This is a genomic window from Ramlibacter sp. PS4R-6, assembly GCF_037572775.1.
In the GTDB taxonomy this organism is placed as follows: domain Bacteria; phylum Pseudomonadota; class Gammaproteobacteria; order Burkholderiales; family Burkholderiaceae_C; genus Ramlibacter.
Window position 1 is genome coordinate 1,270,242 of record NZ_JBBHKA010000001.1, and the last position, 21,161, is coordinate 1,291,402.

A 21,161-nucleotide genomic window follows, 5' to 3' on the forward strand; every position below is an offset into this window, starting at 1 on the left:
GTAATGACCGACCCCGAATTCATGGACCGCGCGGAAGCGCTGCTGGCGCGCGTGGAGGCGGGCTGCGACCGCATCAACGACGAGACCGACGCCGACGTCGACAACCAGCGCGTGGGCGGGATGGTGACGCTCACCTTCCGCAACGGCACGCAGATCATCGTGAACCTGCAGAAGCCGCTGCACGAGGTGTGGATGGCCGCACGCGCCGGCGGCTTCCACTACAGGTTCGACGGCGCCGCGTGGATGGACACCAAGGGCAACGGCGAGTTCTTCGCCAACCTCTCGCAGTACGCCAGCCAGCAGGCCGGCGTCGCGCTGGCCTTCGACTAATTCCGGAACAGGTCGAGGATGCTCTTGCGCTCCTCGGGCGAGGAGGGCGACTTCATCTGCGTTGCCGGCGCGTCCGGGCCGCGGTCGTAGGGCGTTCCGCCCGGCTGCGTGGGCGGCGGTGCGCCGGTGCCCGTGATGCCGTCGAGCGAGGTGCCGCCCACGTTGCTCACGCCGCCCCCGCGCGCGTATTCTTCGTAGTACCACTCGCCGCCGACGTTGACTACGCCTTCGGGCGCTGACGGCTCCATGATCGGCACGCCCTTGAGCGCCGTCTCCATGAAATTGATCCACACCGGCAGGCTCAGGCCGCCGCCGGTCTCGCGGTCGCCCAGCGACTTGGGCTGGTCGTAGCCGACCCAGACGATCGCCACCAGCGAGGGGTGGTAGCCGTTGAACCACGTGTCGACCGAGTCGTTGGTCGTGCCGGTCTTGCCGTAGATGTCGGGGCGCTTGAGCGTGGCCTGCGCCTTCGCCGCCGTGCCAGCGCGCGTGATCTCCTGCAGCAGGCGGTTCATGATGAAGGCGTTGCGCGCGTCGATTGCGCGCACCGATTCGTTGGGCAGCGGCGGCTGGCTTTCCACCAGGGTCTTGCCCTTCTGGTCGGTGATCTTCGTGACCAGCCACGGGTTGACGCGGTAGCCGCCGTTGGCGAACACCGCATAGCCGGTGGCCATCTGCATCGGCGTGACCGAGCCCGCGCCCAGCGCCATCGTCAGGTACGCCGGGTGCTTCTCTGCGTCGAAGCCGAAGCGCGTGACCCATTCCTGCGCGTTCTGCGTGCCTACGGCCTGCAGGATGCGGATCGACACCATGTTCTTGGACTTCGCCAGCGCCGTGTGCAGCGGCATCGGGCCCTCGAACTTGCCGTCGTAGTTCTTCGGCTCCCAGGGCTGCCCGCCGGTGACGCCGGCGTCGAAGAACAGCGGCGCGTCGTTGATCACGGTGGTGGGCGTGAAGCCCTTTTCCAGCGCGGCCGAGTAGATGAAGGGCTTGAAGCCCGAGCCCGGCTGGCGCCACGCCTGCACGACGTGGTTGAACTTGTTCTTGTTGAAGTCGAAGCCGCCGACCATCGCGTGGATCGCGCCGTCGCGCGGGTCCAGCGCCACGAAGGCGCCTTCCACCTCGGGCAGCTGCGTGATCTCCCAGGTGTTCTTGGGCGTCTTCATCACGCGGATCACCGCGCCGCGGCGGATCTTGGTCTTGGGGGGCGCCTTGTCCGACAGGCCCGATCGCGCGGGGCGCAGGCCTTCGGCCACGATCTCCACCCGCTCGCCCTGGCGCATCGCCACGATCTTCTTCGGGTTGGCCTCGAGCACCACGGCCGACATCACGTCGCCGTTGTCCGGGTGGTCCGAGAGCGCGTCGTCGATGGCGTCTTCCAGCTCCTTGGCGCTTTCGGGCAGCTCGACGAACTCCTCGGGGCCGCGGTAGATCTGGCGCTTCTCGTAGTCCATGATCCCCTTGCGCAGGGCCTTGTACGCGGCCTCCTGCTGCACGGCATTGATCGTGGTGAAGACGTTCAGGCCGCGCGTGTAGGCCTCGTCGCCATACTGCGAGTGCACCAGCTGGCGCACCGTCTCGGCCACGTACTCGGCGTGCGAGCCCAGGCGGTCGGAGGCGGTGCGGATCTTCAGCTCCTCCTTCTTGGCCGTCTCGCCTTCCTCGGCGGTGATGAAGCCGTTGTCCACCATGCGGTCGATGATGTACTGCTGGCGGGTGCGGGCCCGGCTGGGGTTGGTGATCGGGTTGTAGGCCGAGGGCGCCTTGGGCAGGCCCGCGAGCATCGCCGCCTCGGCGATCGAGATGTCCTTCAGGGGCTTGCCGTAGTAGGCGTCCGCCGCGGCCGCGAAGCCGTAGGCCCGGTTGCCCAGGAAGATCTGGTTCATGTAGATCTCGAGGATCTGGTCCTTCGAGAGCAGGTGCTCCAGCTTGAACGTGAGCAGCACCTCGTACAGCTTGCGGGTGAAGGTCTTCTCGGACGACAGGTAGACGTTGCGCGCCACCTGCATGGTGATGGTCGAGGCGCCCTGGCTCTTGGCCTTGCCCAGGTTGGCCAGGCCCGCGCGCAGCAGGCCCTTGTAGTCCACGCCGCTGTGCGAGTAGAAGCGCGCGTCCTCGATGGCCAGCACGGCTTCCTTCATCACCTTGGGGATGTCGTTGATCGGCGTGAGGTTGCGCCTTTCCTCGCCGAACTCGCCGATCAGGACGCCGTCGGCCGAATAAACCCGAAGCGGCAGCTTCGGCCTGTAGTCCGAAAGGTCCGAAACGTCGGGAAGGTTCGGATAGGCGACGGCCAGCGCGACGCCCACGATGATCAGGACGGAAGCCAGGCCCGCCGCGGCGATGCCCCCGGCCCACAGCAGGCCCCGCAGGGCCCAGTGCAACGGGCGGCCGCGCAGCAGGGAAGGCGTGCCGGTGTCACCGGCGCTTTGCTCTGAGGACATACGGTTCCAGGGGAGGGTCGGGCCATTTTAGGAAGCCCGCCCGGGGTGGGTCGGGACCGCCCAGGAACGGCTTCTCCCGGCACGGATGAGATTCCGTGAAAAGGTTGGGGTTCATGAGTATGGCAGGTAACGACGTCGGTTTTTGGCAACGGGGCATGGCTGAGAAAACCGAAAAATCCTTTGTGCGACAAGGATGTCACTGCTAGCATTGAAGTGAAATCTTAGGTTTGTTACGCCTCGAAATATCGGGTTGCAGGAGACGCAATTGATCTCTCTGGGGTCCTTCTTCAGCTCCGGGCCGGCACCTCTGCTGGGCCTGGACATCAGCTCCTCGAGCGTCAAGCTCGTCGAACTCGGCCGCGACCGGGATGGCAATTACGTCCTGGAGCGCTGCGCCATTGAGCCGCTCGAGAAGGGCTGGATCACCGACGGCAACGTCGAGAAGTTCGAGGAAGTGGCCGAGGCCATGCGCCGCGTGGTCAAGAAAGCGGGCACTCGCACCAAGAACGTGGCCATGGCGCTGCCGCCTTCGGCCGTCATCACCAAGAAGATCATCCTGCCCGGCGGCATGTCAGAGCAGGAGCTCGAAGTGCAGGTCGAGGCCGAAGCCAACCAGTACATCCCCTTCTCGCTCGACGAGGTCAGCCTGGACTTCTGCGTGGTCGGCCCCAGCCCCTCGTCCAGCGGCGACGTCGAGGTGCTGATCGCCGCCTCCCGCAAGGAGAAGGTGCAGGACCGCCAGGGCCTGGCCGAGGCCGCCGGCCTCAAGCCCGTCATCATCGACGTCGAGTCCTATGCCTCGCGCCTGGCCGCCGGCCGCCTGATCCAGTCGCTGCCCAATGGCGGCGTGGACGCCATGACGGCCCTGTTCGAGGTGGGCGGCTTCACCACCGCGATGCAGGTGATCCGCAACGACGAGGTGCTCTACGACCGCGACCAGGCCTTCGGCGGCGCGCAGCTCACGCAGCTGATCGTGCGCCAGTACGGCTTCTCGCCGGAAGAGGCCGAGAACAAGAAGCGCAACGGCGACCTGCCCGAGGACTACGAGGTCAGCGTCCTGAAGCCTTTCGTGGAGAGCATGGCGCAGGAAGTGGCGCGCGCGCTGCAGTTCTTCTTCACCAGCACGCCGCACAACCGCGTCGACTACGTGATGATCGCCGGCGGTTCCGCGGCGCTGCCCGGCCTGACCGAAGCCGTCACCGCGCAGACGTCGTTCCCCTGCAGCCTGGCGAACCCCTTCGAGGGCATGCACGTCGGTGAGGGCGTGCGCGAGAAGAAGATGCGCCGCGAGGCCCCGTCCTACCTCACGTCCTGTGGCCTGGCCATGCGGAGGTTCGTGCAGTGATCCTCATCAACCTACTGCCCCACCGGGAAGCGGCCCGCAAGCGCCGCCGCGAGGTGTTCTTCATCTCGCTGGGCGCCTCCGCCGTCATCGGCGGCCTCATCGCCGGCGTCATCTACGGCTGGTACCAGGTCCAGATCAACAACCAGCAGGACCGCAACGCGCTGCTGCAGTCGGAGATCAAGAAGCTCGAGGCGCAGATCAAGGACATCGCGACGCTGCAGCAGGAGATCGCCGCGCTGCGGGCGCGCCAGCAGGCGGTGGAAGACCTGCAGGCCGACCGCAACCTGCCCGTGCACCTGCTCAACGAACTGGTGAAGCAACTGCCCGACGGCGTGTACCTCACCACCATGAAGCAGGAAAACCAGGTGGTCACGATCAACGGCATGGCGCAATCCAACGAACGCGTCTCCGAGCTGCTGCGCAACCTGAGCGGCAAGAGCCCCTGGATCGCCAAGCCCGAGCTGGTCGAAATCCAGTCGGCTTCCGTGCAGCTGTCGCCGCGCGACACGCGGCGCGTTTCCGCATTCACGATGAGGGTCCGCCTGATGCGCGCCAGCGAAGCCGCGAAGGCGGCGTCCGGCGCTTCCGGCGCCGCCAGCGGCATCCCCGCCGCTGCGGCGATCCCCCCTGCATCGGCCCCGGCCTCCGGCCTCGCGAGGACCTGACCATGGCCACAGCCACCCTGCCCAAGTTGGACGCCGGCGCCCTCCAGAACGCGCTGCTCGGCCAGTTCCGCGGCCTGAACCCCAACGACCCCCCGTCCTGGCCGATCCTGCCGCGCATCGCGATCTGCGTCGCGCTCATGGCCGCCATCGTCACGGCCCTGTGGTTCGTCTGGCTGTCCACGGTCGACGAGCAGCTGCAGGCCGAGGAAAAGAAGGAGATCGCCCTGCGCGAGGACTTCAAGAAGAAGCTCGGCGAGGCGATCAACCTCGATGCGCTCAAGAAGCAGCGCGAGCAGGTGCAGCAATACGTGACGCAGCTCGAGAAGCAGCTTCCCAGCAAGGCCGAGATGGACGCCCTGCTGTCGGACATCAACCAGGCGGGCCTGGGCCGCAGCCTGAGCTTCGAGCTGTTCCGCCCCGGCCAGGTGAGCGTGCGCGAGTACTACGCCGAGCTGCCCATCGCCATCAAGGTGACCGGCCGCTTCCACGACGTCGGCTCCTTCGCCTCGGACATCGCGAACCTCTCTCGCATCGTGACGCTGAACAACCTGCAGGTCACGCCGGCCAAGGACGGCACTCTTGTGATGGACGCCACGGCCAAGACCTTCCGCTACCTCGACAATGAGGAGGTCAACGCCCAGCGGAAGACCCAGAAGCCGGCCGCGGGAGCCAAGAAATGAAGTCGCGCCTCATCGCCCTCTGCGCCGGCGTCCTCGTCGCCGGCTGCGGCGCGTCCGGGCAGGAAGAATTGCAGGCGTGGATGAAGGACCAGCGTTCGGCCACCAAGCCGCACGTCACGCCCATCCCCGAGCCCAAGAAGTTCACGCCGCAGCCCTACACGCAGGAAGGCACGACGGACCCGTTCTCGAACGTGAAGCTCACGCAGGCGCTCAAGCGCGAGTCGTCGCAGTCCACCTCGAACGCCGCGCTCGTGGCGCCGGAACTGGCGCGCCGCAAGGAACCGCTGGAGGCCTACCCCCTCGACTCGATGAAGATGGTCGGCTCCCTGCTCAAGGAAGGGCAGCCCGTCGCGCTGCTGCGCGTGGACAACCTCCTGTACCAGGTCAAGCCCGGCAACTACCTCGGCCAGAACTACGGAAAGATCGTCAAGGTCAGCGAGACCGAGATCGTGCTGCGCGAGATCGTGCAGGACGCCGCGGGCGAATGGACCGAGCGCCAAGCCACATTGCAACTGCAAGAGAGGTCGAGATGAACAACAACATGAAGACGACGTGGGGGAAGGCCCGGGCGTTCGCGCTCGCCTTCGCCACCGCGGTCCTGGCCCTTCCCGCGTACGCCCAGAATGCCGTCGAGGCCGTCACCGGCTCCATCCAGGGCGGCGTCGAGGTCATTCGCATCGACTTCACGCAGCCCCTCGCCGCCGTGCCCGCGGGCTTTTCGATCCAGGCGCCCGCGCGAGTCGCGCTCGACGTGCCCGGCGCGTCCAACGGCCTCGGCCGCAACACGGTGGAGATCAACCAGGGCAACGTGCGCTCGGTCAACGTGGTGCAGGCCGGCGACCGCACGCGCCTGGTCGTCAACCTCAAGGCGCCGTCGGGCTACCGCGCGCAGCTGCAGGGCAAGTCGCTCCTCGTGATCTTCGACAACGCCGTGGCCGCCGCCCCGGCGCCGGCGCAGCAATCCGCGTTCGCCGAGAGCCGCAACGTGGAAGTGCAGCCGGTCCGCGACCTCGACTTCCGCCGGGGCACCGATGCCTCCGGCCGCGTCATCGTCTCCCTGCCGAGCAACCAGATCGGCGTGGACATCCGCCAGCAGGGCCAGAGCCTGATCGTGGACTTCCTGAAGTCCTCGCTGCCCGAGGGCCTGCGCCGCCGCCTGGACGTGACCGACTTCGGCACGCCGATCCAGACCGTGACCACCACGCAGGTCGGCGACCGCGTGCGCGTGACCATCGAGCCGCGCGGCCTGTGGGAGCACAGCGCCTACCAGAGCGACAACCAGTTCGTCGTTGAAGTGCGCCAGCTGAAGGTCGACCCGAACAAGCTGTCGCAGGGCCCGGGGTTCGGGGGCGAGAAGCTGTCGCTGAACTTCCAGAACATCGAAGTGCGCGCGCTCCTGCAGGTGATCGCCGACTTCACGAACTTCAACGTGGTGACGTCCGACTCCGTCTCCGGCTCCGTCACGCTGCGCCTGAAGGACGTGCCCTGGGACCAGGCGCTGGACATCGTGCTGCAGGCCAAGGGCCTGGGCATGCGCAAGACCGGCAACGTGCTGTGGATCGCGCCCAAGGACGAGATCGCCGCGAAGGAAAAGATCGACCTCGAGTCGCGCGCCCAGATCCAGAGCCTGGAGCCCGTGCGCACGGAAGCGTTCCAGCTCAATTACACGAAGGCTGCCGACATCGCGGCGCAACTGAGCGCCGGCACGGGCGCGGCGCGCATCATCACCGCGCGCGGCAGCGTGATCGCCGAGCCGCGCACGAACCAGGTGTTCGTCACCGACATCGGCTCGCGGCTGGACGCGGTGCGCGACATGATCGCGCGCCTGGACATCCCCGTGCGCCAGGTGCTGATCGAGGCGCGCATCGTCGAGGCTTCCGATTCGTTCGGCCGTTCGCTGGGCGTGCGCCTGGGCGGCAGCGACCTGCGCGGCATTCGCGGCGGCGACCCCGGCTACCAGATCGGCAACAGCAACACGCGCTTCTCCATCGGCGGCAGCTACGACGCCGTGACCGGCCAGACTGGCGAGTCGGCCGCGGTGCCGAGCACGCTGAACACCAGCTTCGTCAACCTGCCGGCGACGGGCCAGGGCGGCTACACGCCCTCGGCATTCGCCATCTCGCTCTTCTCGGCTGCCGCGAACCGCTTCCTGAACCTGGAGCTCACGGCGCTGGAGGCGGACGGCAAGGGCAAGCTCGTGTCCAGCCCGCGCATCGTCACGGCGCACAACCAGAAGGCGCTGATCGAGCAGGGCACGGAATTCCCGTACCAGCAGGCCACGTCCAGCGGCGCGACCTCGGTGTCGTTCCGCCGCGCCACGCTCAAGCTCGAGGTGACGCCGCAGATCACGCCCGAGGGCAACATCCTGCTGGACCTGGACATCAACAAGGACAGCCGCGGCGAGACCACGGCTGCAGGCATCGCCATCAACACGAAGCACATCAAGACGCAGGTGCTGGTGGAAAACGGCGGCACGGTGGTGATCGGCGGCATCTTCGAGCTGACGGAGAGCGAGTCCGAGACCAAGGTGCCGCTGCTCGGCGACATCCCGTTCGCGGGCAACCTGTTCAAGGCGCGTTCGCGCAGCACGAACAAGCAGGAAATGCTCGTGTTCATCACGCCGAAGATGATCACGGACCGCGCAGCGGCCCGTTAGACGCCAACTGAAAGTCGAAACCCAGGAAATGCACATGAAGAAGTTGACCCAACGCATTGCCACGGTGCTGTTTGCCGTGGCCGTTGCCGCGTGCGGTGGAGGCGGCGGCAGCCCCGGAGCCACGTCCGGCAGCGGTGGCAACGGCGGCGGCACGGGCGGCACGGGCGGAACCCCCACCGGCACCCCGACCCTCACCTTCGCCCTCGTCGACGCCTCGGACACGGCGATCACCAGCCACACCGTCACCTCGGGCGTGGCCACCTTCGCCAAGGCGACGGTGACCGACAAGACCGGCGCCGTCGTGGCGAACAAGCTGGTTTCCTTTTCCTCGGGCTCGGGCCTGGTCGTCTTCTCGCCTTCCTCGGGCCAGGTGCTGACCGACTCGACCGGCGTTGCGCGCGTGCAGGTGGCGCCCGCGTCCCTGACGACCACGGGCGCCGAATCGCTCTCCGTCGGCACCACCGTCGACGGCACGGCGCTGACGGCGTCCATGGACATCCAGACGACCCCGGCCAACGTCACCCTGAGCAACATGGTGGCAGCGCAGACATCGCTCACGGCATTCCAGTCCACCGGCGTCACGGTCGACGTGGCCGTGAACGGCCAGGCCGCGACCGGCACGCCGGTCTCCGTCACGTTCAGCGCCAGCTGCGGCACCTTCAGCCCGGCGACGACGAACTCGAACTCCAGCAGCAAGGCCGTCTCCACCTACCAGCCGACCGGCTGCTCGGGCGGCACCGCCACGCTCACGGCGACGGCCGTGGGGGCGACCGCGGCGCAGACCACGGTCACCGTGCAGACGCCGACCGCGACGAACCTGCTGTTCGTGTCGGCCACGCCGTCGACCATCTTCACGTCCGTCGCCGCCTTCGGCGTGAAGCAATCCACCGTGAAGTTCAAGGTCGTCGACGCGAGCGGCGCCGCGATCACGACGCCGACCGACGTGCGCGTGTCGCTGTCCACTTCCGCCATCGCCGCGGGCGTCACCTTCGGCGATACCAACTCGACGGCGCCGAAGACGGTTTCGACGGACACCAACGGCGAGGTCTCCGTGATCGTCGCGGCCGGCGCAGTCCCGACGCCGCTGGCCCTCACCGCGGTGCTGGTGAGCAACCCCGTCATCACGGCCTCGTCGGCCGGCCTGTCGGTGAACTCCGGCCGCCCGAGCCAGGCGTTCTTCTCGCTCTCGCTCAGCAGCCAGAACATCTCGGGCTGGGAGTACGACGGCGAGTCGACGACGCTCACGGTGCTGCTGGCCGACCGCCTCGGCCAGCCGGTGCCCGCCGGCACGCCTGTCAGCTTCGTGACCGAAGGCGGGCAAGTGACCGCATCGTGCCAGGTGACCATCGACTCGGCCGGCAAGTCGGGTTGCACGGTGTCGCTGATCAGCCAGGAATTCCGCCCCACCGACCCGTCACTGGGCGTGGGCCGCGTCACGGTCCTGGCTTACGCGGAAGGCGAAGAAGTGTTCGTGGACGCGAACGGCAACAACAAGTACGACGCCGGCGAGACCTTCTACGACATGGGCCAGCCCTTCCTCGACATCAACGAGGACGGCACCCGCCAGGCGACCGAACAGAAGATCGGCGATCCTTCGGTGCCCGGTTCCGGCATCGGCACGCAGGCGTGCACGGCCAACAGCTTCCTGATCGCGAACGTCGCCAACACCTGCGACGGCGTCTGGGGCCCCATCCGCGTGCGCCAGCAGGCCGTCATCGCCTTCTCGTCCGAGCACGCCGGTGCGACGACCCTCACGGCCAGCGGCATGACGGTGAGCTTCACGCTCGCGGACATCAACGGCAACGCCATGCCGAAGGGCACGACCATCAGCGCGACGGTCACCGGCGGCACGGGCTGCGGCCTCGACCAGATCTTCCCGTCCACGGTGGGCAGCACGCCGAACCCGACGACGCACGTGATCCTGCTCCAGGCGAGCGGCGCGGCGGCGACGTGCTCCGGCGCCAAGGTGGCGGTGAAGGCCACGTCGCCGAAGGGCCTGCAGAACCTGCTGGGCACGGCAACGATGCCTTGAGCGGCCGGGCGTGCGGCTGATCCTCGTCGGCCTGCCCGGCTCCGGGAAATCCACGGTCGGGCGGCAGCTGGCGCGCCGCCTCGGCCTTACCTTCACGGACGTCGACCACGCGATCGAGCAGCGCATCGGCTGCTCGATCCGTTCGTTTTTCGAGCGCGAGGGCGAGGTCGCGTTCCGCGACGTCGAGGAGCAGGTGATCCGAGAGCTGTGCGCCCAGGACGACGGCGTGATCGCCACCGGCGGCGGCGCCGTGCTCCGTGAGTCCAACCGCGCCACCTTGCATGCGGCCGGCCACGTGATCTACCTGAACAGCACGCCCGAAGAGGTGTTCCGCCGCGTGCGCCACGACAAGGCCCGGCCCCTGCTGCAGGTCGACGACCCGCTCCAGCGACTGCGCGACCTGCATGCCCAGCGCGACCCGCTGTACCGCGAGACCGCGCATTTCGTGATCGAGACCGGACGTCCCTCGGTGCCGACGCTGGTCAACATGGTCCTGATGCAGCTGGAGCTGGCGGGGGCGATCCCCGCGCGCAATTAAACTGGCGGGCATGTCCCCCATCGAGATCGCGCTGGGCGAGCGCAGCTATCGCATCCTGGTCGGCCCCGGCCTGCTGGCCGACGCCGGCGCGTGGGCCGACGCGCCGGCGTCGTCGCAAGCGCTCGTCGTCACGAACACCACGGTCGCGCCGCTGTATGCGCAGCGCCTCGCGCGCGTCATCGCCGCGCGGCACCCCAAGGTGCACATCGTCGAACTGCCCGACGGCGAGGAGCACAAGAACTGGCAGGTGCTCAACCGCATCTTCGACGCCTTGCTGGCCCACGGCTGCGACCGCAAGACGGTGGTCTATGCGCTGGGCGGCGGCGTCGTCGGCGACATGGCGGGCTTTGCGGCTGCGTCGTACATGCGGGGCGTGCCCTTCGTGCAGGTGCCCACCACCTTGCTGGCGCAGGTGGACTCCTCGGTCGGCGGCAAGACCGCCGTCAACCACCCGCTGGGCAAGAACATGATCGGCGCGTTCTACCAGCCGCGCCTGGTCGTCTGCGACCTGGACACGCTGGCCACGCTGCCGGCGCGTGAGTTCAGCGCGGGGCTCGCGGAAGTGATCAAGTACGGCCCGATCGCCGACATGGCCTTCCTCGACTGGATCGAAACGAACCTCGCGGGCCTGATGGCGCGCGAGCCCGCGCTGCTCGCGCACGCCGTGCGCCGCAGCTGCGAGATCAAGGCCGCCGTCGTCGGCCAGGACGAGCGGGAGTCGGGGCTGCGCGCGATCCTCAATTTCGGGCACACCTTCGGCCATGCGATCGAGGCCGGCCTGGGCTATGGCGAGTGGCTGCATGGCGAAGCCGTGGGCTGCGGCATGGTGATGGCGGCGCATCTCTCGCAGGGCCTCGGCCTGGTCGACGCCGCCTTCGTCGAGCGGCTGACGCGCATCCTGCGCGACGCGGGGCTGCCGGTGCGCGCGCCGGCCCTGGGCGCGGACCGATTCATCGAACTCATGCGCGTCGACAAGAAGGCGGAGGCGGGCGAAATCCGCTTCGTCGTCATCGACAAGCCGGGCAGCGCGTCCATGCGGCCCGCGCCCGATGCATTGGTGCGTGACGTGATCGAGCGCTGCACGGCGACGGCCTGAGGCGATGGACCTCGCGCCGTATGCCTGCGACCCCGCGCAGTCGCGCGGCAGGCGCCGCGCCGAAGCACCGGCGCCGACGCGCACCGAGTTCCAGCGCGACCGCGACCGCATCGTCCATTCCACCGCCTTCCGGCGCCTCGTCTACAAGACGCAGGTGTTCCTCAACCACGAAGGCGACCTGTTCCGCACGCGCCTGACGCATTCGCTGGAGGTCGCACAGCTCGCACGATCGATCGCGCGGCCGCTGGGGCTGAACGAGGACCTGGTCGAGGCGATCGCCCTCGCGCACGACCTGGGCCACACGCCTTTCGGCCACGCCGGGCAGGACGCGCTGCACGAGTGCATGCGCGATCACGGCGGCTTCGAGCACAACCTGCAGAGCCTGCGCGTGGTCGACAAGCTCGAGGAACGCTATCCCGCTTTCGACGGGCTGAACCTCACCTTCGAGACGCGCGAAGGCATCCTGAAGCATTGCTCGCCGGCGAACGCGCGCAAGCTGGAGGAACAGGAGCCGGGCGGCGTGGGCCGGCGCTTCATCGAGCGCACCCAGCCAAGCCTGGAGGCCCAGCTGTGCAACCTGGCCGACGAGATTGCCTACAACGCCCATGACATCGACGACGGCGTGCGCTCGGGCCTGGTGACGGTGGAGCAGCTCGAAGCGGTGCCGCTGTTCGAGCGCTTTCGCACCGAAACCCTGCGCGACCACCCGCAGCTGCGCGGGCGCCGCGTGCTCTACGAAGCGATCCGGCGCATGCTCAGCACGCAGGTGTACGACGTGATCGCAACCACCAGCGATGCGTTGGCGCGCGTGCGGCCGGAGGATGCGGACGCGGCACGCCGCGCTGCCCCCCTCGTCGGGTTCAGTGCCGGCATGCAGCAGGAGTCGGCCGCGCTCAAGCGCTTCCTGCTGCACAACCTGTACCGCCATCCGCAGGTGATGGCGGTGACCGGCCACGCGAAGCAGATCGTGCGCGAGCTGTTCGATGTGTACGTGGCGGACCCGGCGCAGATGCAGGCGGATTTCGCCGCGCGGCCCGACTCGGCGCGTTCGGTCGCGGACTACATCGCCGGCATGACGGATCGCTTCGCCTCACGCGAACACGAGCGCCTGACCGGGCGCAAGCTGCTGGCGTGACCGCGCACCGCCTGGACCCCGCGCTGGTCGTGGTCGCCGGCGGCGTCGCCGCGGCGCTGCACGTCGGCAAGCTGCCCACGGCGATCCCGGTGCTGCGCGACGCGCTGCACATCACGCTGGTGCAGGCGGGCTTCCTGCTGTCGCTGGTCCAGTTCGCGGGCATGGTGCTCGGGCTGGCCGTCGGCCTCGCGGCGGACGCGCTGGGCCTGCGGCGCACGATGGCGCAAGGGCTCGCGCTGCTCGCGGCCGCGAGCGCGCTCGGTGCGCTCGCGCAGGACGCGGCGACGCTGATGGCGCTGCGCGCCGTCGAGGGCCTGGGTTTCCTGCTGGCTTCGATGCCCGCGCCCAGCCTGATCCGGCGGCTCGTCGAGCCGCGCCGCGTCAATGCGGCGCTTGGCTGGTGGGGCGCGTACATGCCGCTCGGCACGGCGCTCGCGCTGGTGGCGGGCCCGCTCGTCATGGCGGCCATCGACTGGCGCGGCTGGTGGGCCGTGCTCGCCGTCGTTGCCGGTGCGATGTCGGCCGTGGTGGCATGGGCGCTGCCGGCTTCCGCAAACGAAGGCGCTGTAGCAGCAAGGCCGTGGGCCGCGCGCCTGCGCACCACCTTGCGTGCGCCCGGGCCCTGGCTCGTTGCCCTGTGCTTCGGCGTGTATTCGGCGCAGTGGCTGTCGCTGATCGGCTTCCTGCCGACGGTCTATGCCCAGGCCGGGGTCGCGGCCACGTGGGCCGGTGCGGCCACTGCGCTCGTCGCAGTGGTGAACATGGCAGGCAACGTCGTGGCCGGGCGTTGGCTGCAACGGGGCGCGAAGCCGCAACGCCTGCTCGCGGCGGGGTTCGTCGCGATGGCGGTCGGCGCGGTCTTCGCCTTCGCCGAAGTCGCGGCACCCTTGCGCTATGCCGGCGCGCTGTTGTTCTCGATGCTTGGCGGCCTGATCCCGGGCACCTTGTTCTCCCTGGGCGTGCGGCTCGCGCCCGGCGAGGAAACCGTGTCGACGACAGTCGGCTGGATGCAGCAGTGGTCGGCCTTCGGCCAGTTCGCAGGGCCGCCCATCGTGGCGGCCGTCGCGTCCGCCGTTGGCGGCTGGCAATGGAGCGGCGCCGTCACCGCGGCCTTTGCCACGGCCGGGCTGTGCATCGCGGCGCTCATCGCCCGGCAACCCGCACGTGCTCACTAGAATTTGGTCCATGCCAACCGCCGACGATGTTCATGCCCGCGACACGCTGCGCTGGCTCGAGCGTGCGGTGATCGGGCTGAACCTGTGTCCCTTCGCGAGGGCCGTGCACGTGAAGGGGCTGGTGCACTGCGCCGTCAGCGCGGCGACCGATGGCCACGGGGTCCTCGAGGATTTCGCGAACGAACTCGATGCGCTCGTGGCTGCCGACGCGGCGGTGCGTGAAACCACCTTGCTCGTCGTTCCGCACGCGCTGCACGACTTCCTCGAGTTCAACGACTTCCTGTCGCGGGCCGATCGCCTGGTGCGCAAACGCGGTCTCGAGGGAGTGATCCAGGTGGCGAGTTTCCACCCGCACTACCGCTTCGAAGGCGCGGGCGAGGACGACGTCGCGAACTGCACGAACCGCTCGCCGTGGCCGACGCTGCACCTGCTGCGCGAAGAGAGCATCACGCGCGCCGTCGAAGCCTTCCCGGATCCCGCGGCGATCTACGAGGCCAACATCGAGACGCTGCAGCGCATGGGCGCCGACGGCTGGGCGGCGCTGGGCGTGGGGCCGACGCAATGAAGGACGTGGCGCAGCAGCTGGAGCTGAAGCCCGGGCAGTCGGTCGAGCTGCTGAAGGAGCTGCACATCGTCACCCGCGACGGGCGCATCAACCAGGACTCGCGGCGCAAGCTCAAGCAGGTGAACCACCTGGTGCAGTTCATCGAGAAGGTGCTGCAGCAGGTGCCGGTCGAGGAGGGCGGGCCGACGCTGGCCGACCACGGCGCGGGCAAGTCCTACCTGGGCTTCGTGCTGTACGACCTGTTCTTCAAGCCGCTGGGGCGCGGGCACATCTACGGCATCGAGACGCGCCCTGAGCTCGTGCAGAAGTCGCGCGAGCTGGCGCGTGTGCTCGGCTTCGACCGCATGTCGTTCCTGAACATCGCGGCGGCCGACGCGGCGACCGACGCGGCCCTGCCGGATCGCATCGACGTGGTGACTGCGCTGCATGCGTGCGACACGGCGACCGACGACGCGATCGCCTTCGGGCTGCGCAAGCACGCACGGCACATGGTGCTGGTGCCGTGCTGCCAGGCCGAAGTGGCGGCCTGCCTGCGGCAAAGCAAGGCGCTGTCGCTGGCGCGCACGCCGCTGGCGGAGCTGTGGCGGCACCCCTTGCACACGCGCGAGATGGGCAGCCAGCTGACGAACGTCCTGCGCTGCCTGTACCTCGAGGCCATGGGCTACCAGGTCACCGTGACCGAGCTGGTGGGCTGGGAGCACAGCCTGAAGAATGAATTGATCCTGGCCAGCCACACCGGCCAGCGCCGCCGCGCGTCCGCCGAGCGCCTGCGCGCGATCCTCGCCGAGTTCGGCCTCTCGTCTCTCGAGTCCCCCCGCTTCCCCGGCCTTTAATTGGTTAATTGGGGTCAGATTCCAATTTATGATCGGGCGACCCCCCGATCGCATGGCCCGCCTTCCCCGCCTCACGCTCCCCGGCTACCCGCACCACATCATCCAGCGGGGCAACAATCGTCAGGCGATCTTTTCCGACCGCAGCGACTACGAAGCCTTGCTGGAACTGCTGGAGGAGTACGCGAAGAAGTTCGAGGTGGCGGTGCACGGCTACGTGCTGATGAGCAACCACTTCCACCTGCTGGCGACGCCGCAGACCGAAGACGGCGTGCCGCAGTTGCTGCAGGCGGTGGGACGCAGCTACGTGCGCGGCTTCAACAAGCGCCAGGGCCGCACCGGCACGCTCTGGGAAGGGCGCTACAAGTCGACGCTGATCCAGGCCGAGCGCTACCTGCTGGCGTGCATGGTCTATATCGACCTCAACCCGGTGCGGGCCGGGCTCGTCGCGAATCCGGCCGACTACCTCTGGTGCAGCTACCTGCACTACACGGGCAGGCGCGCCGACAAGCTCATCACACCCCATCCCCTGTACTGGGAGCTGGGCAACACCCCGTTCGCCCGCGAGCAGGCATATGCCGACTTGGTGTCTGCCGGGATTGGCTCCAAGCAGCAGCAAGCGCTCACTGAAGCAACCTTCCGGGGCTGGGCCTTGGGCGAGCCGGACTACGTCGCCGACCTGCAGCGGCGCACGGAGCGGCGCGTGAGCAAGGCCAAGGCCGGCCGTCCCCGCATCGCGCGTTGACGGCGCCCAGAAGGCGAGCGGCAAGACCATGTCCGGGATTGATCTGTCCCCTATTTCATCTCCCAGCGTCAAGTAGTCAATTAATTAGAATCTGACCCCAATTATTTTGCTGGCCAAGGGTGTTGCGGCGCAGTATGCTCGTTTCCCCTATGTCGAACCCGCAGCAACACGAGGAGGGCGCCATGACGACGGCCGCCGAGATCGAACACCTCCAACACGAAGGCCTGTATTCGGCCGCCCACGAACACGATGCCTGCGGGGTCGGCTTCGTTGCCCACATCAAGGGCGAGAAGAGCCATGCGATCGTCCAGCAGGGCCTGAAGATCCTGGAGAACCTGGACCACCGCGGTGCCGTCGGCGCCGACAAGCTGATGGGCGACGGGGCCGGCATCCTGCTGCAACTGCCCGACACGCTCTATCGGGACGAGATGGCCAAGCAGGGCGTCGAGCTGCCGCCGGTCGGCGAGTACGGCGTCGGCATGATCTTCCTGCCGAAGGAACACGCATCGCGCCTGGCCTGCGAGCAGGAGCTCGAGCGCGCGGTGAAGGTCGAAGGCCAGGTGCTGCTCGGCTGGCGCGACGTGCCGGTCGACCACGCCATGCCGATGTCGCCCACAGTGAAGGCCAAGGAGCCGATCCTGCGGCAGATCTTCATCGGCCGCGGGCACGACGTGATCGTGCAGGACGCGCTGGAGCGCAAGCTGTACGTGATCCGCAAGACCGCCAGCGCCGCGATCCAGAACCTGAAGCTGAAGCACTCGAAGGAGTACTACGTCCCCTCGATGTCCAGCCGCACGGTGATCTACAAGGGCCTGCTGCTGGCTGACCAGGTCGGCCAGTACTACTCGGACCTGCGCGACCCGCGCTGCATTTCCGCATTGGCGCTCGTGCACCAGCGCTTCTCGACGAACACATTCCCCGAGTGGCCGCTCGCGCACCCCTACCGCTATGTCGCGCACAACGGCGAAATCAACACGGTCAAGGGCAACTACAACTGGATGCGCGCGCGCGAAGGCGTGATGTCTTCGCCGGTGCTCGCCGCCGACCTGAAGAAGCTCTACCCCATCTCCTTCCCGACGCAGTCCGACACGGCCACGTTCGACAACTGCCTCGAGCTGCTGACGATGGCGGGCTACCCGCTGGCGCAGGCGGTGATGATGATGATCCCCGAGCCGTGGGAGCAGCACACGCTGATGGACGAGCGCCGCAAGGCGTTCTACGAATACCACGCCGCGATGCTGGAGCCGTGGGACGGCCCCGCTTCCATCGTGTTCACCGACGGCCGCCAGATCGGCGCCACGCTGGACCGCAACGGCCTGCGTCCCTCGCGCTATTGCGTCACCGACGACGACCTCGTGATCATGGCTTCGGAATCCGGCGTGCTGCCGGTGCCGGAAAACAAGATCGTGCGCAAGTGGCGCCTGCAGCCCGGCAAGATGTTCCTGATCGACCTGGAGCAGGGCCGGATGATCGACGACGAGGAGCTCAAGGCCTCGCTCGCGAATAGCAAGCCTTACAAGCAGTGGATCGAGAACCTGCGCATCAAGCTCGATGACCTGACGGATACGTCGGGCACGATCCCGCCCAGCGACGTCGAGCTGCTCGACCGCCAGCAGGCCTTCGGCTACACGCAGGAAGACATCAAGTTCCTGATCTCGCCGATGGCGCAGGCCGGCGAAGAAGGCATCGGCTCGATGGGCAACGACAGCCCGCTGGCCGTTCTGTCCAGCAAGGACAAGCCGCTCTACAACTACTTCAAGCAGCTGTTCGCGCAGGTGACGAACCCGCCGATCGACCCGATCCGCGAAGCGATCGTGATGTCGCTCGTCTCGTTCATCGGCCCGAAGCCGAACCTGCTGGACATCAACCAGGTCAACCCGCCGATGCGCCTGGAGGTGTCGCAGCCGATCCTCGACTTCGCCGACATGGCCAAGCTGCGCGACATCGACAAGATCACGCACGGCAAGTTCCGCAGCTACACGCTGGACATCACCTACCCGGTCGCATGGGGAAGCGAAGGCGTCGAGGCCAAGCTCGCCTCGATCAACGCCGAGGCGGTCGATGCGATCAAGGGCGGCGCGAACATCCTGATCATCAGCGACCGCGGCGTGTCGCCGACGCAGGTGGCGATCCCCGCGCTGCTGGCGCTGTCGTCCATCCACCAGCACCTGATCCGCGAAGGCCTGCGCACGACGGCCGGCCTCGTGGTGGAGACGGGCTCCGCGCGCGAAGTGCATCACTTCGGCGTGCTGGCCGGCTACGGCGCCGAGGCCGTGCACCCCTACCTCGCGATGGAGACGCTGGTCTCCATCCACAAGGACCTGCCGGGCGAGCTGAACCCCGACAAGGCCATCTACAACTACGTCAAGGCGGTCGGCAAGGGCCTGTCCAAGATCATGTCCAAGATGGGCGTGTCGACCTACATGTCCTACTGCGGCGCGCAGCTGTTCGAGGCCATCGGCATCAACAGCGACACGATCGACAAGTACTTCACCGGCACTTCGAGCCGCATCGAGGGCATCGGCGTGTTCGAGATCGCGCAGGAAACGGTCCGCATGCACAAGGCGGCTTTCGGTGACGACCCGGTGCTGGCCAACATGCTCGACGCCGGCGGCGAGTACGCCTGGCGCGTGCGCGGCGAGGAGCACATGTGGTCGCCGGACGCGATCGCCAAGCTGCAGCATGCCGCACGCGCCAACAACTGGAACACGTACAAGGAGTACGCCCAGCTGATCAACGACCAGAGCAAGCGCCACATGACGCTGCGCGGCCTGTTCGAGTTCAGGATCGATCCCTCCAAGGCGATCCCGGTCGACGAGGTCGAGCCCGCGAAGGAGATCGTCAAGCGCTTCGCCACCGGCGCGATGTCGCTCGGCTCCATCTCCACCGAGGCGCATGCCACCCTGGCCGTCGCCATGAACCGCATCGGCGGCAAGAGCAACACGGGCGAAGGTGGCGAAGACCCGGTGCGCTACCGCCAGGAACTCAAGGGCATCCCGATCAAGCAGGGCCAGACCATCGGCGAGATCCTGGGCCACGACATCGTCGAAGTCGACTACGCGCTGAACGCGGGCGATTCGATGCGCTCGAAGATCAAGCAGGTCGCTTCCGGCCGCTTCGGCGTGACCGCGGAATACCTCACGTCCGCCGACCAGGTGCAGATCAAGATGGCGCAGGGCGCCAAGCCCGGCGAAGGCGGCCAGCTTCCCGGCGGCAAGGTGTCCAAGTACATCGGCAAGCTGCGCTACTCGGTGCCCGGCGTGGGCCTCATCTCGCCGCCGCCGCACCACGACATCTATTCGATCGAAGACCTGGCGCAGCTCATTCACGACCTGAAGAACGTCGCCGCGCACGCGTCGATCAGCGTCAAGCTGGTGTCCGAAGTGGGCGTGGGCACGATTGCCGCGGGCGTTGCCAAGTGCAAGGCCGACCACGTGGTGATCGCGGGCCATGACGGCGGCACGGGCGCCTCGCCGTGGTCGTCGATCAAGCACGCGGGCTCGCCGTGGGAGATCGGCCTGGCCGAAACGCAGCAGACGCTGGTGCTCAACCGCCTGCGCGGCCGCATCCGGGTGCAGGCCGACGGCCAGATGAAGACCGGCCGGGACGTCGCCATCGGCGCGATCCTGGGCGCCGACGAATTCGGCTTCGCCACTGCGCCGCTGGTGGTCGAGGGCTGCATCATGATGCGCAAGTGCCACCTGAACACCTGCCCGGTGGGCGTGGCCACGCAGGACCCGGTGCTGCGCAAGAAGTTCGCGGGCAAGCCCGAGCACGTCGTCAACTACTTCTTCTTCGTTGCCGAGGAAGTGCGCCAGATCATGGCGCAGCTGGGCATCCGCACCTTCGACGAGCTGATCGGCCGCACCGACTTGCTCGACATGAAGAAGGGCATCGAGCACTGGAAGGCCCGGGGCCTGGACTTCACGCGCCTGTTCGCGCGGCCCAACGTGCCGGCCGATGTCGCGCGCTTCCAGGTCGAGGAGCAGGACCACGGCCTGAAGAAGAGCCTGGACAACGTCCTCATCGAGAAGTCGCGCGCGGCCATCGAGCGCGGCGAGAAGGTGCAGTTCATCGAAGTGGCACGCAACGTGAACCGCTCCGTCGGCGCCATGCTGTCGGGCGCGATCACCAAGGTCCACCCCGAAGGCCTGCCCGATCACACGGTGTTCATCCAGATGGAAGGCACGGGCGGGCAGTCGTTCGGCGCGTTCCTGTGCCGCGGCGTCACGCTGTACCTGATCGGCGATGCCAACGACTACACGGGCAAGGGCCTGTCGGGCGGCCGCGTCGTCGTGCGTCCCTCGATCGATTTCCGCGGCGTCGCCACGCAGAACATCATCATCGGCAACACGGCGCTGTACGGCGCGACGAGCGGCGAGGCCTTCTTCAGCGGCGTCGCGGGCGAGCGCTTCGCCGTGCGCCTGTCCGGTGCGACGGCGGTTGTCGAAGGCACCGGCGACCACGGCTGCGAGTACATGACGGGCGGCACGGTGGTGGTGCTGGGCAAGACCGGCCGCAATTTCGCCGCCGGCATGTCGGGCGGCATCGCCTACGTGTACGACGAGGACGGCCAGTTCGCGAGCCGCTGCAACACCTCGATGGTGTCGCTGGAGCGCGTGTTCTCGTCGACCGAGCAGGCGGCCACCAGCCGCACGCGCCTGCACAAGGACCAGACCGACGAGCAACTGCTCAAGAAGCTGCTCGAGGAGCACAACCGCTGGACCGGCAGCCGCCGCGCCCGCGACCTGCTCGACGACTGGGCCACCGCCCGCCAGAAGTTCGTGAAGGTGTTCCCGAACGAATACAAGCGCGCGCTGATCGAGATGTACGACCGCGAGGTCGAAGCCGCCAGCGCCGGCGCCAACGCCAGCGTGGCGATGAAGCACGAAACCGTGGCAGCCAAGTAAGGACCTGAGGAGCAA

Annotated in this window: 16 protein-coding genes; 15 read left to right on the forward strand and 1 reads right to left on the reverse strand. The window is 67.9% G+C overall.

The features are described 5' to 3' along the window. The first annotated feature begins 3 nt into the window (after positions 1 to 3). A complete protein-coding gene (gene cyaY, locus WG903_RS06275) occupies positions 4 to 330 on the forward strand; it encodes an iron donor protein CyaY (protein WP_340073384.1) in 327 nt (108 codons plus the stop codon). Here the strand turns inward: cyaY and WG903_RS06280 are convergent. After that, entirely contained in the window at positions 327 to 2,774 is a 2,448-nt protein-coding gene (locus tag WG903_RS06280; protein WP_340073385.1) for a penicillin-binding protein 1A, read from the reverse strand. The two genes, cyaY and WG903_RS06280, sit on opposite strands and share 4 nt — an antisense overlap. A 265-nt stretch (positions 2,775 to 3,039) precedes the next feature. On the opposite strand from WG903_RS06280, the gene WG903_RS06285 reads away from it, so the two are divergent. The 14 genes from WG903_RS06285 to WG903_RS06350 all read left to right on the forward strand — a co-directional run bounded on the left by WG903_RS06285 (position 3,040) and on the right by WG903_RS06350 (position 21,146). After that, a complete protein-coding gene (locus tag WG903_RS06285; RefSeq protein ID WP_340073386.1) occupies positions 3,040 to 4,119 on the forward strand; it encodes a pilus assembly protein PilM in 1,080 nt (359 codons plus the stop codon). Beyond that, positions 4,116 to 4,784 (forward strand): PilN domain-containing protein, encoded by a 669-nt coding sequence (locus WG903_RS06290; RefSeq protein ID WP_340073387.1) that lies wholly within the window; start codon positions 4,116 to 4,118, stop codon positions 4,782 to 4,784. The genes WG903_RS06285 and WG903_RS06290 overlap by 4 nt, the downstream gene beginning before the upstream one ends. 2 nt (positions 4,785 to 4,786) lie before the next feature. Continuing rightward, the gene (locus tag WG903_RS06295) at positions 4,787 to 5,464 is read left to right on the forward strand and encodes a type 4a pilus biogenesis protein PilO (RefSeq protein ID WP_340073388.1); all 678 of its coding nucleotides are present in this window, start codon (positions 4,787 to 4,789) and stop codon (positions 5,462 to 5,464) included. Then, entirely contained in the window at positions 5,461 to 5,997 is a 537-nt protein-coding gene (locus tag WG903_RS06300) for a pilus assembly protein PilP (RefSeq protein WP_340073389.1), read from the forward strand. The genes WG903_RS06295 and WG903_RS06300 overlap by 4 nt, the downstream gene beginning before the upstream one ends. Beyond that, on the forward strand, positions 5,994 to 8,120 hold the full coding sequence (pilQ, locus tag WG903_RS06305) for a type IV pilus secretin PilQ (protein WP_340073390.1): 2,127 nt from the start codon (positions 5,994 to 5,996) through the stop codon (positions 8,118 to 8,120). The genes WG903_RS06300 and pilQ overlap by 4 nt, the downstream gene beginning before the upstream one ends. A gap of 34 nt (positions 8,121 to 8,154) precedes the next feature. Then, positions 8,155 to 10,152: a hypothetical protein gene (locus WG903_RS06310; RefSeq protein WP_340073391.1), complete on the forward strand. Its 1,998-nt coding sequence runs from the start codon at positions 8,155 to 8,157 to the stop codon at positions 10,150 to 10,152. Between the two features lie 10 nt (positions 10,153 to 10,162). Continuing rightward, a complete protein-coding gene (locus WG903_RS06315) occupies positions 10,163 to 10,690 on the forward strand; it encodes a shikimate kinase (protein ID WP_340073392.1) in 528 nt (175 codons plus the stop codon). A gap of 10 nt (positions 10,691 to 10,700) precedes the next feature. Further along, on the forward strand, positions 10,701 to 11,786 hold the full coding sequence (aroB, locus tag WG903_RS06320; protein WP_340073393.1) for a 3-dehydroquinate synthase: 1,086 nt from the start codon (positions 10,701 to 10,703) through the stop codon (positions 11,784 to 11,786). 4 nt (positions 11,787 to 11,790) lie between these two features. Beyond that, positions 11,791 to 12,921, forward strand: a complete 1,131-nt coding sequence (locus tag WG903_RS06325; RefSeq protein WP_340073395.1) for a deoxyguanosinetriphosphate triphosphohydrolase — start codon at positions 11,791 to 11,793, stop codon at positions 12,919 to 12,921. Then, positions 12,918 to 14,096, forward strand: a complete 1,179-nt coding sequence (locus tag WG903_RS06330) for an MFS transporter (RefSeq protein WP_340073397.1) — start codon at positions 12,918 to 12,920, stop codon at positions 14,094 to 14,096. Before WG903_RS06325 ends, WG903_RS06330 begins: the two co-directional genes overlap by 4 nt. 10 nt (positions 14,097 to 14,106) lie before the next feature. Then, a complete protein-coding gene (locus tag WG903_RS06335; protein WP_340073398.1) occupies positions 14,107 to 14,661 on the forward strand; it encodes a DUF1415 domain-containing protein in 555 nt (184 codons plus the stop codon). Continuing rightward, positions 14,658 to 15,494 (forward strand): class I SAM-dependent methyltransferase, encoded by an 837-nt coding sequence (locus WG903_RS06340; RefSeq protein WP_340073400.1) that lies wholly within the window; start codon positions 14,658 to 14,660, stop codon positions 15,492 to 15,494. Before WG903_RS06335 ends, WG903_RS06340 begins: the two co-directional genes overlap by 4 nt. A 52-nt stretch (positions 15,495 to 15,546) precedes the next feature. Next, entirely contained in the window at positions 15,547 to 16,236 is a 690-nt protein-coding gene (locus tag WG903_RS06345) for a transposase (protein WP_340073402.1), read from the forward strand. A 182-nt stretch (positions 16,237 to 16,418) separates the two neighbouring features. Then, the gene (locus WG903_RS06350) at positions 16,419 to 21,146 is read left to right on the forward strand and encodes a glutamate synthase-related protein (RefSeq protein WP_340073403.1); all 4,728 of its coding nucleotides are present in this window, start codon (positions 16,419 to 16,421) and stop codon (positions 21,144 to 21,146) included. Positions 21,147 to 21,161: the final 15 nt, after the last annotated feature.

Coding starts and splice junctions, on each gene's coding strand:
- WG903_RS06350 (WP_340073403.1), top strand. CDS start 16,419: ATGACGACGGCCGCCGAGATCGAACACCTCCAACACGAAGGCCTGTAT.
- WG903_RS06325 (WP_340073395.1), top strand. CDS start 11,791: ATGGACCTCGCGCCGTATGCCTGCGACCCCGCGCAGTCGCGCGGCAGG.
- WG903_RS06345 (WP_340073402.1), top strand. CDS start 15,547: ATGGCCCGCCTTCCCCGCCTCACGCTCCCCGGCTACCCGCACCACATC.
- WG903_RS06300 (WP_340073389.1), top strand. CDS start 5,461: ATGAAGTCGCGCCTCATCGCCCTCTGCGCCGGCGTCCTCGTCGCCGGC.
- aroB (WP_340073393.1), top strand. CDS start 10,701: ATGTCCCCCATCGAGATCGCGCTGGGCGAGCGCAGCTATCGCATCCTG.
- WG903_RS06295 (WP_340073388.1), top strand. CDS start 4,787: ATGGCCACAGCCACCCTGCCCAAGTTGGACGCCGGCGCCCTCCAGAAC.
- cyaY (WP_340073384.1), top strand. CDS start 4: ATGACCGACCCCGAATTCATGGACCGCGCGGAAGCGCTGCTGGCGCGC.
- pilQ (WP_340073390.1), top strand. CDS start 5,994: ATGAACAACAACATGAAGACGACGTGGGGGAAGGCCCGGGCGTTCGCG.
- WG903_RS06280 (WP_340073385.1), bottom strand. CDS start 2,774: ATGTCCTCAGAGCAAAGCGCCGGTGACACCGGCACGCCTTCCCTGCTG.
- WG903_RS06340 (WP_340073400.1), top strand. CDS start 14,658: ATGAAGGACGTGGCGCAGCAGCTGGAGCTGAAGCCCGGGCAGTCGGTC.
- WG903_RS06310 (WP_340073391.1), top strand. CDS start 8,155: ATGAAGAAGTTGACCCAACGCATTGCCACGGTGCTGTTTGCCGTGGCC.
- WG903_RS06335 (WP_340073398.1), top strand. CDS start 14,107: ATGCCAACCGCCGACGATGTTCATGCCCGCGACACGCTGCGCTGGCTC.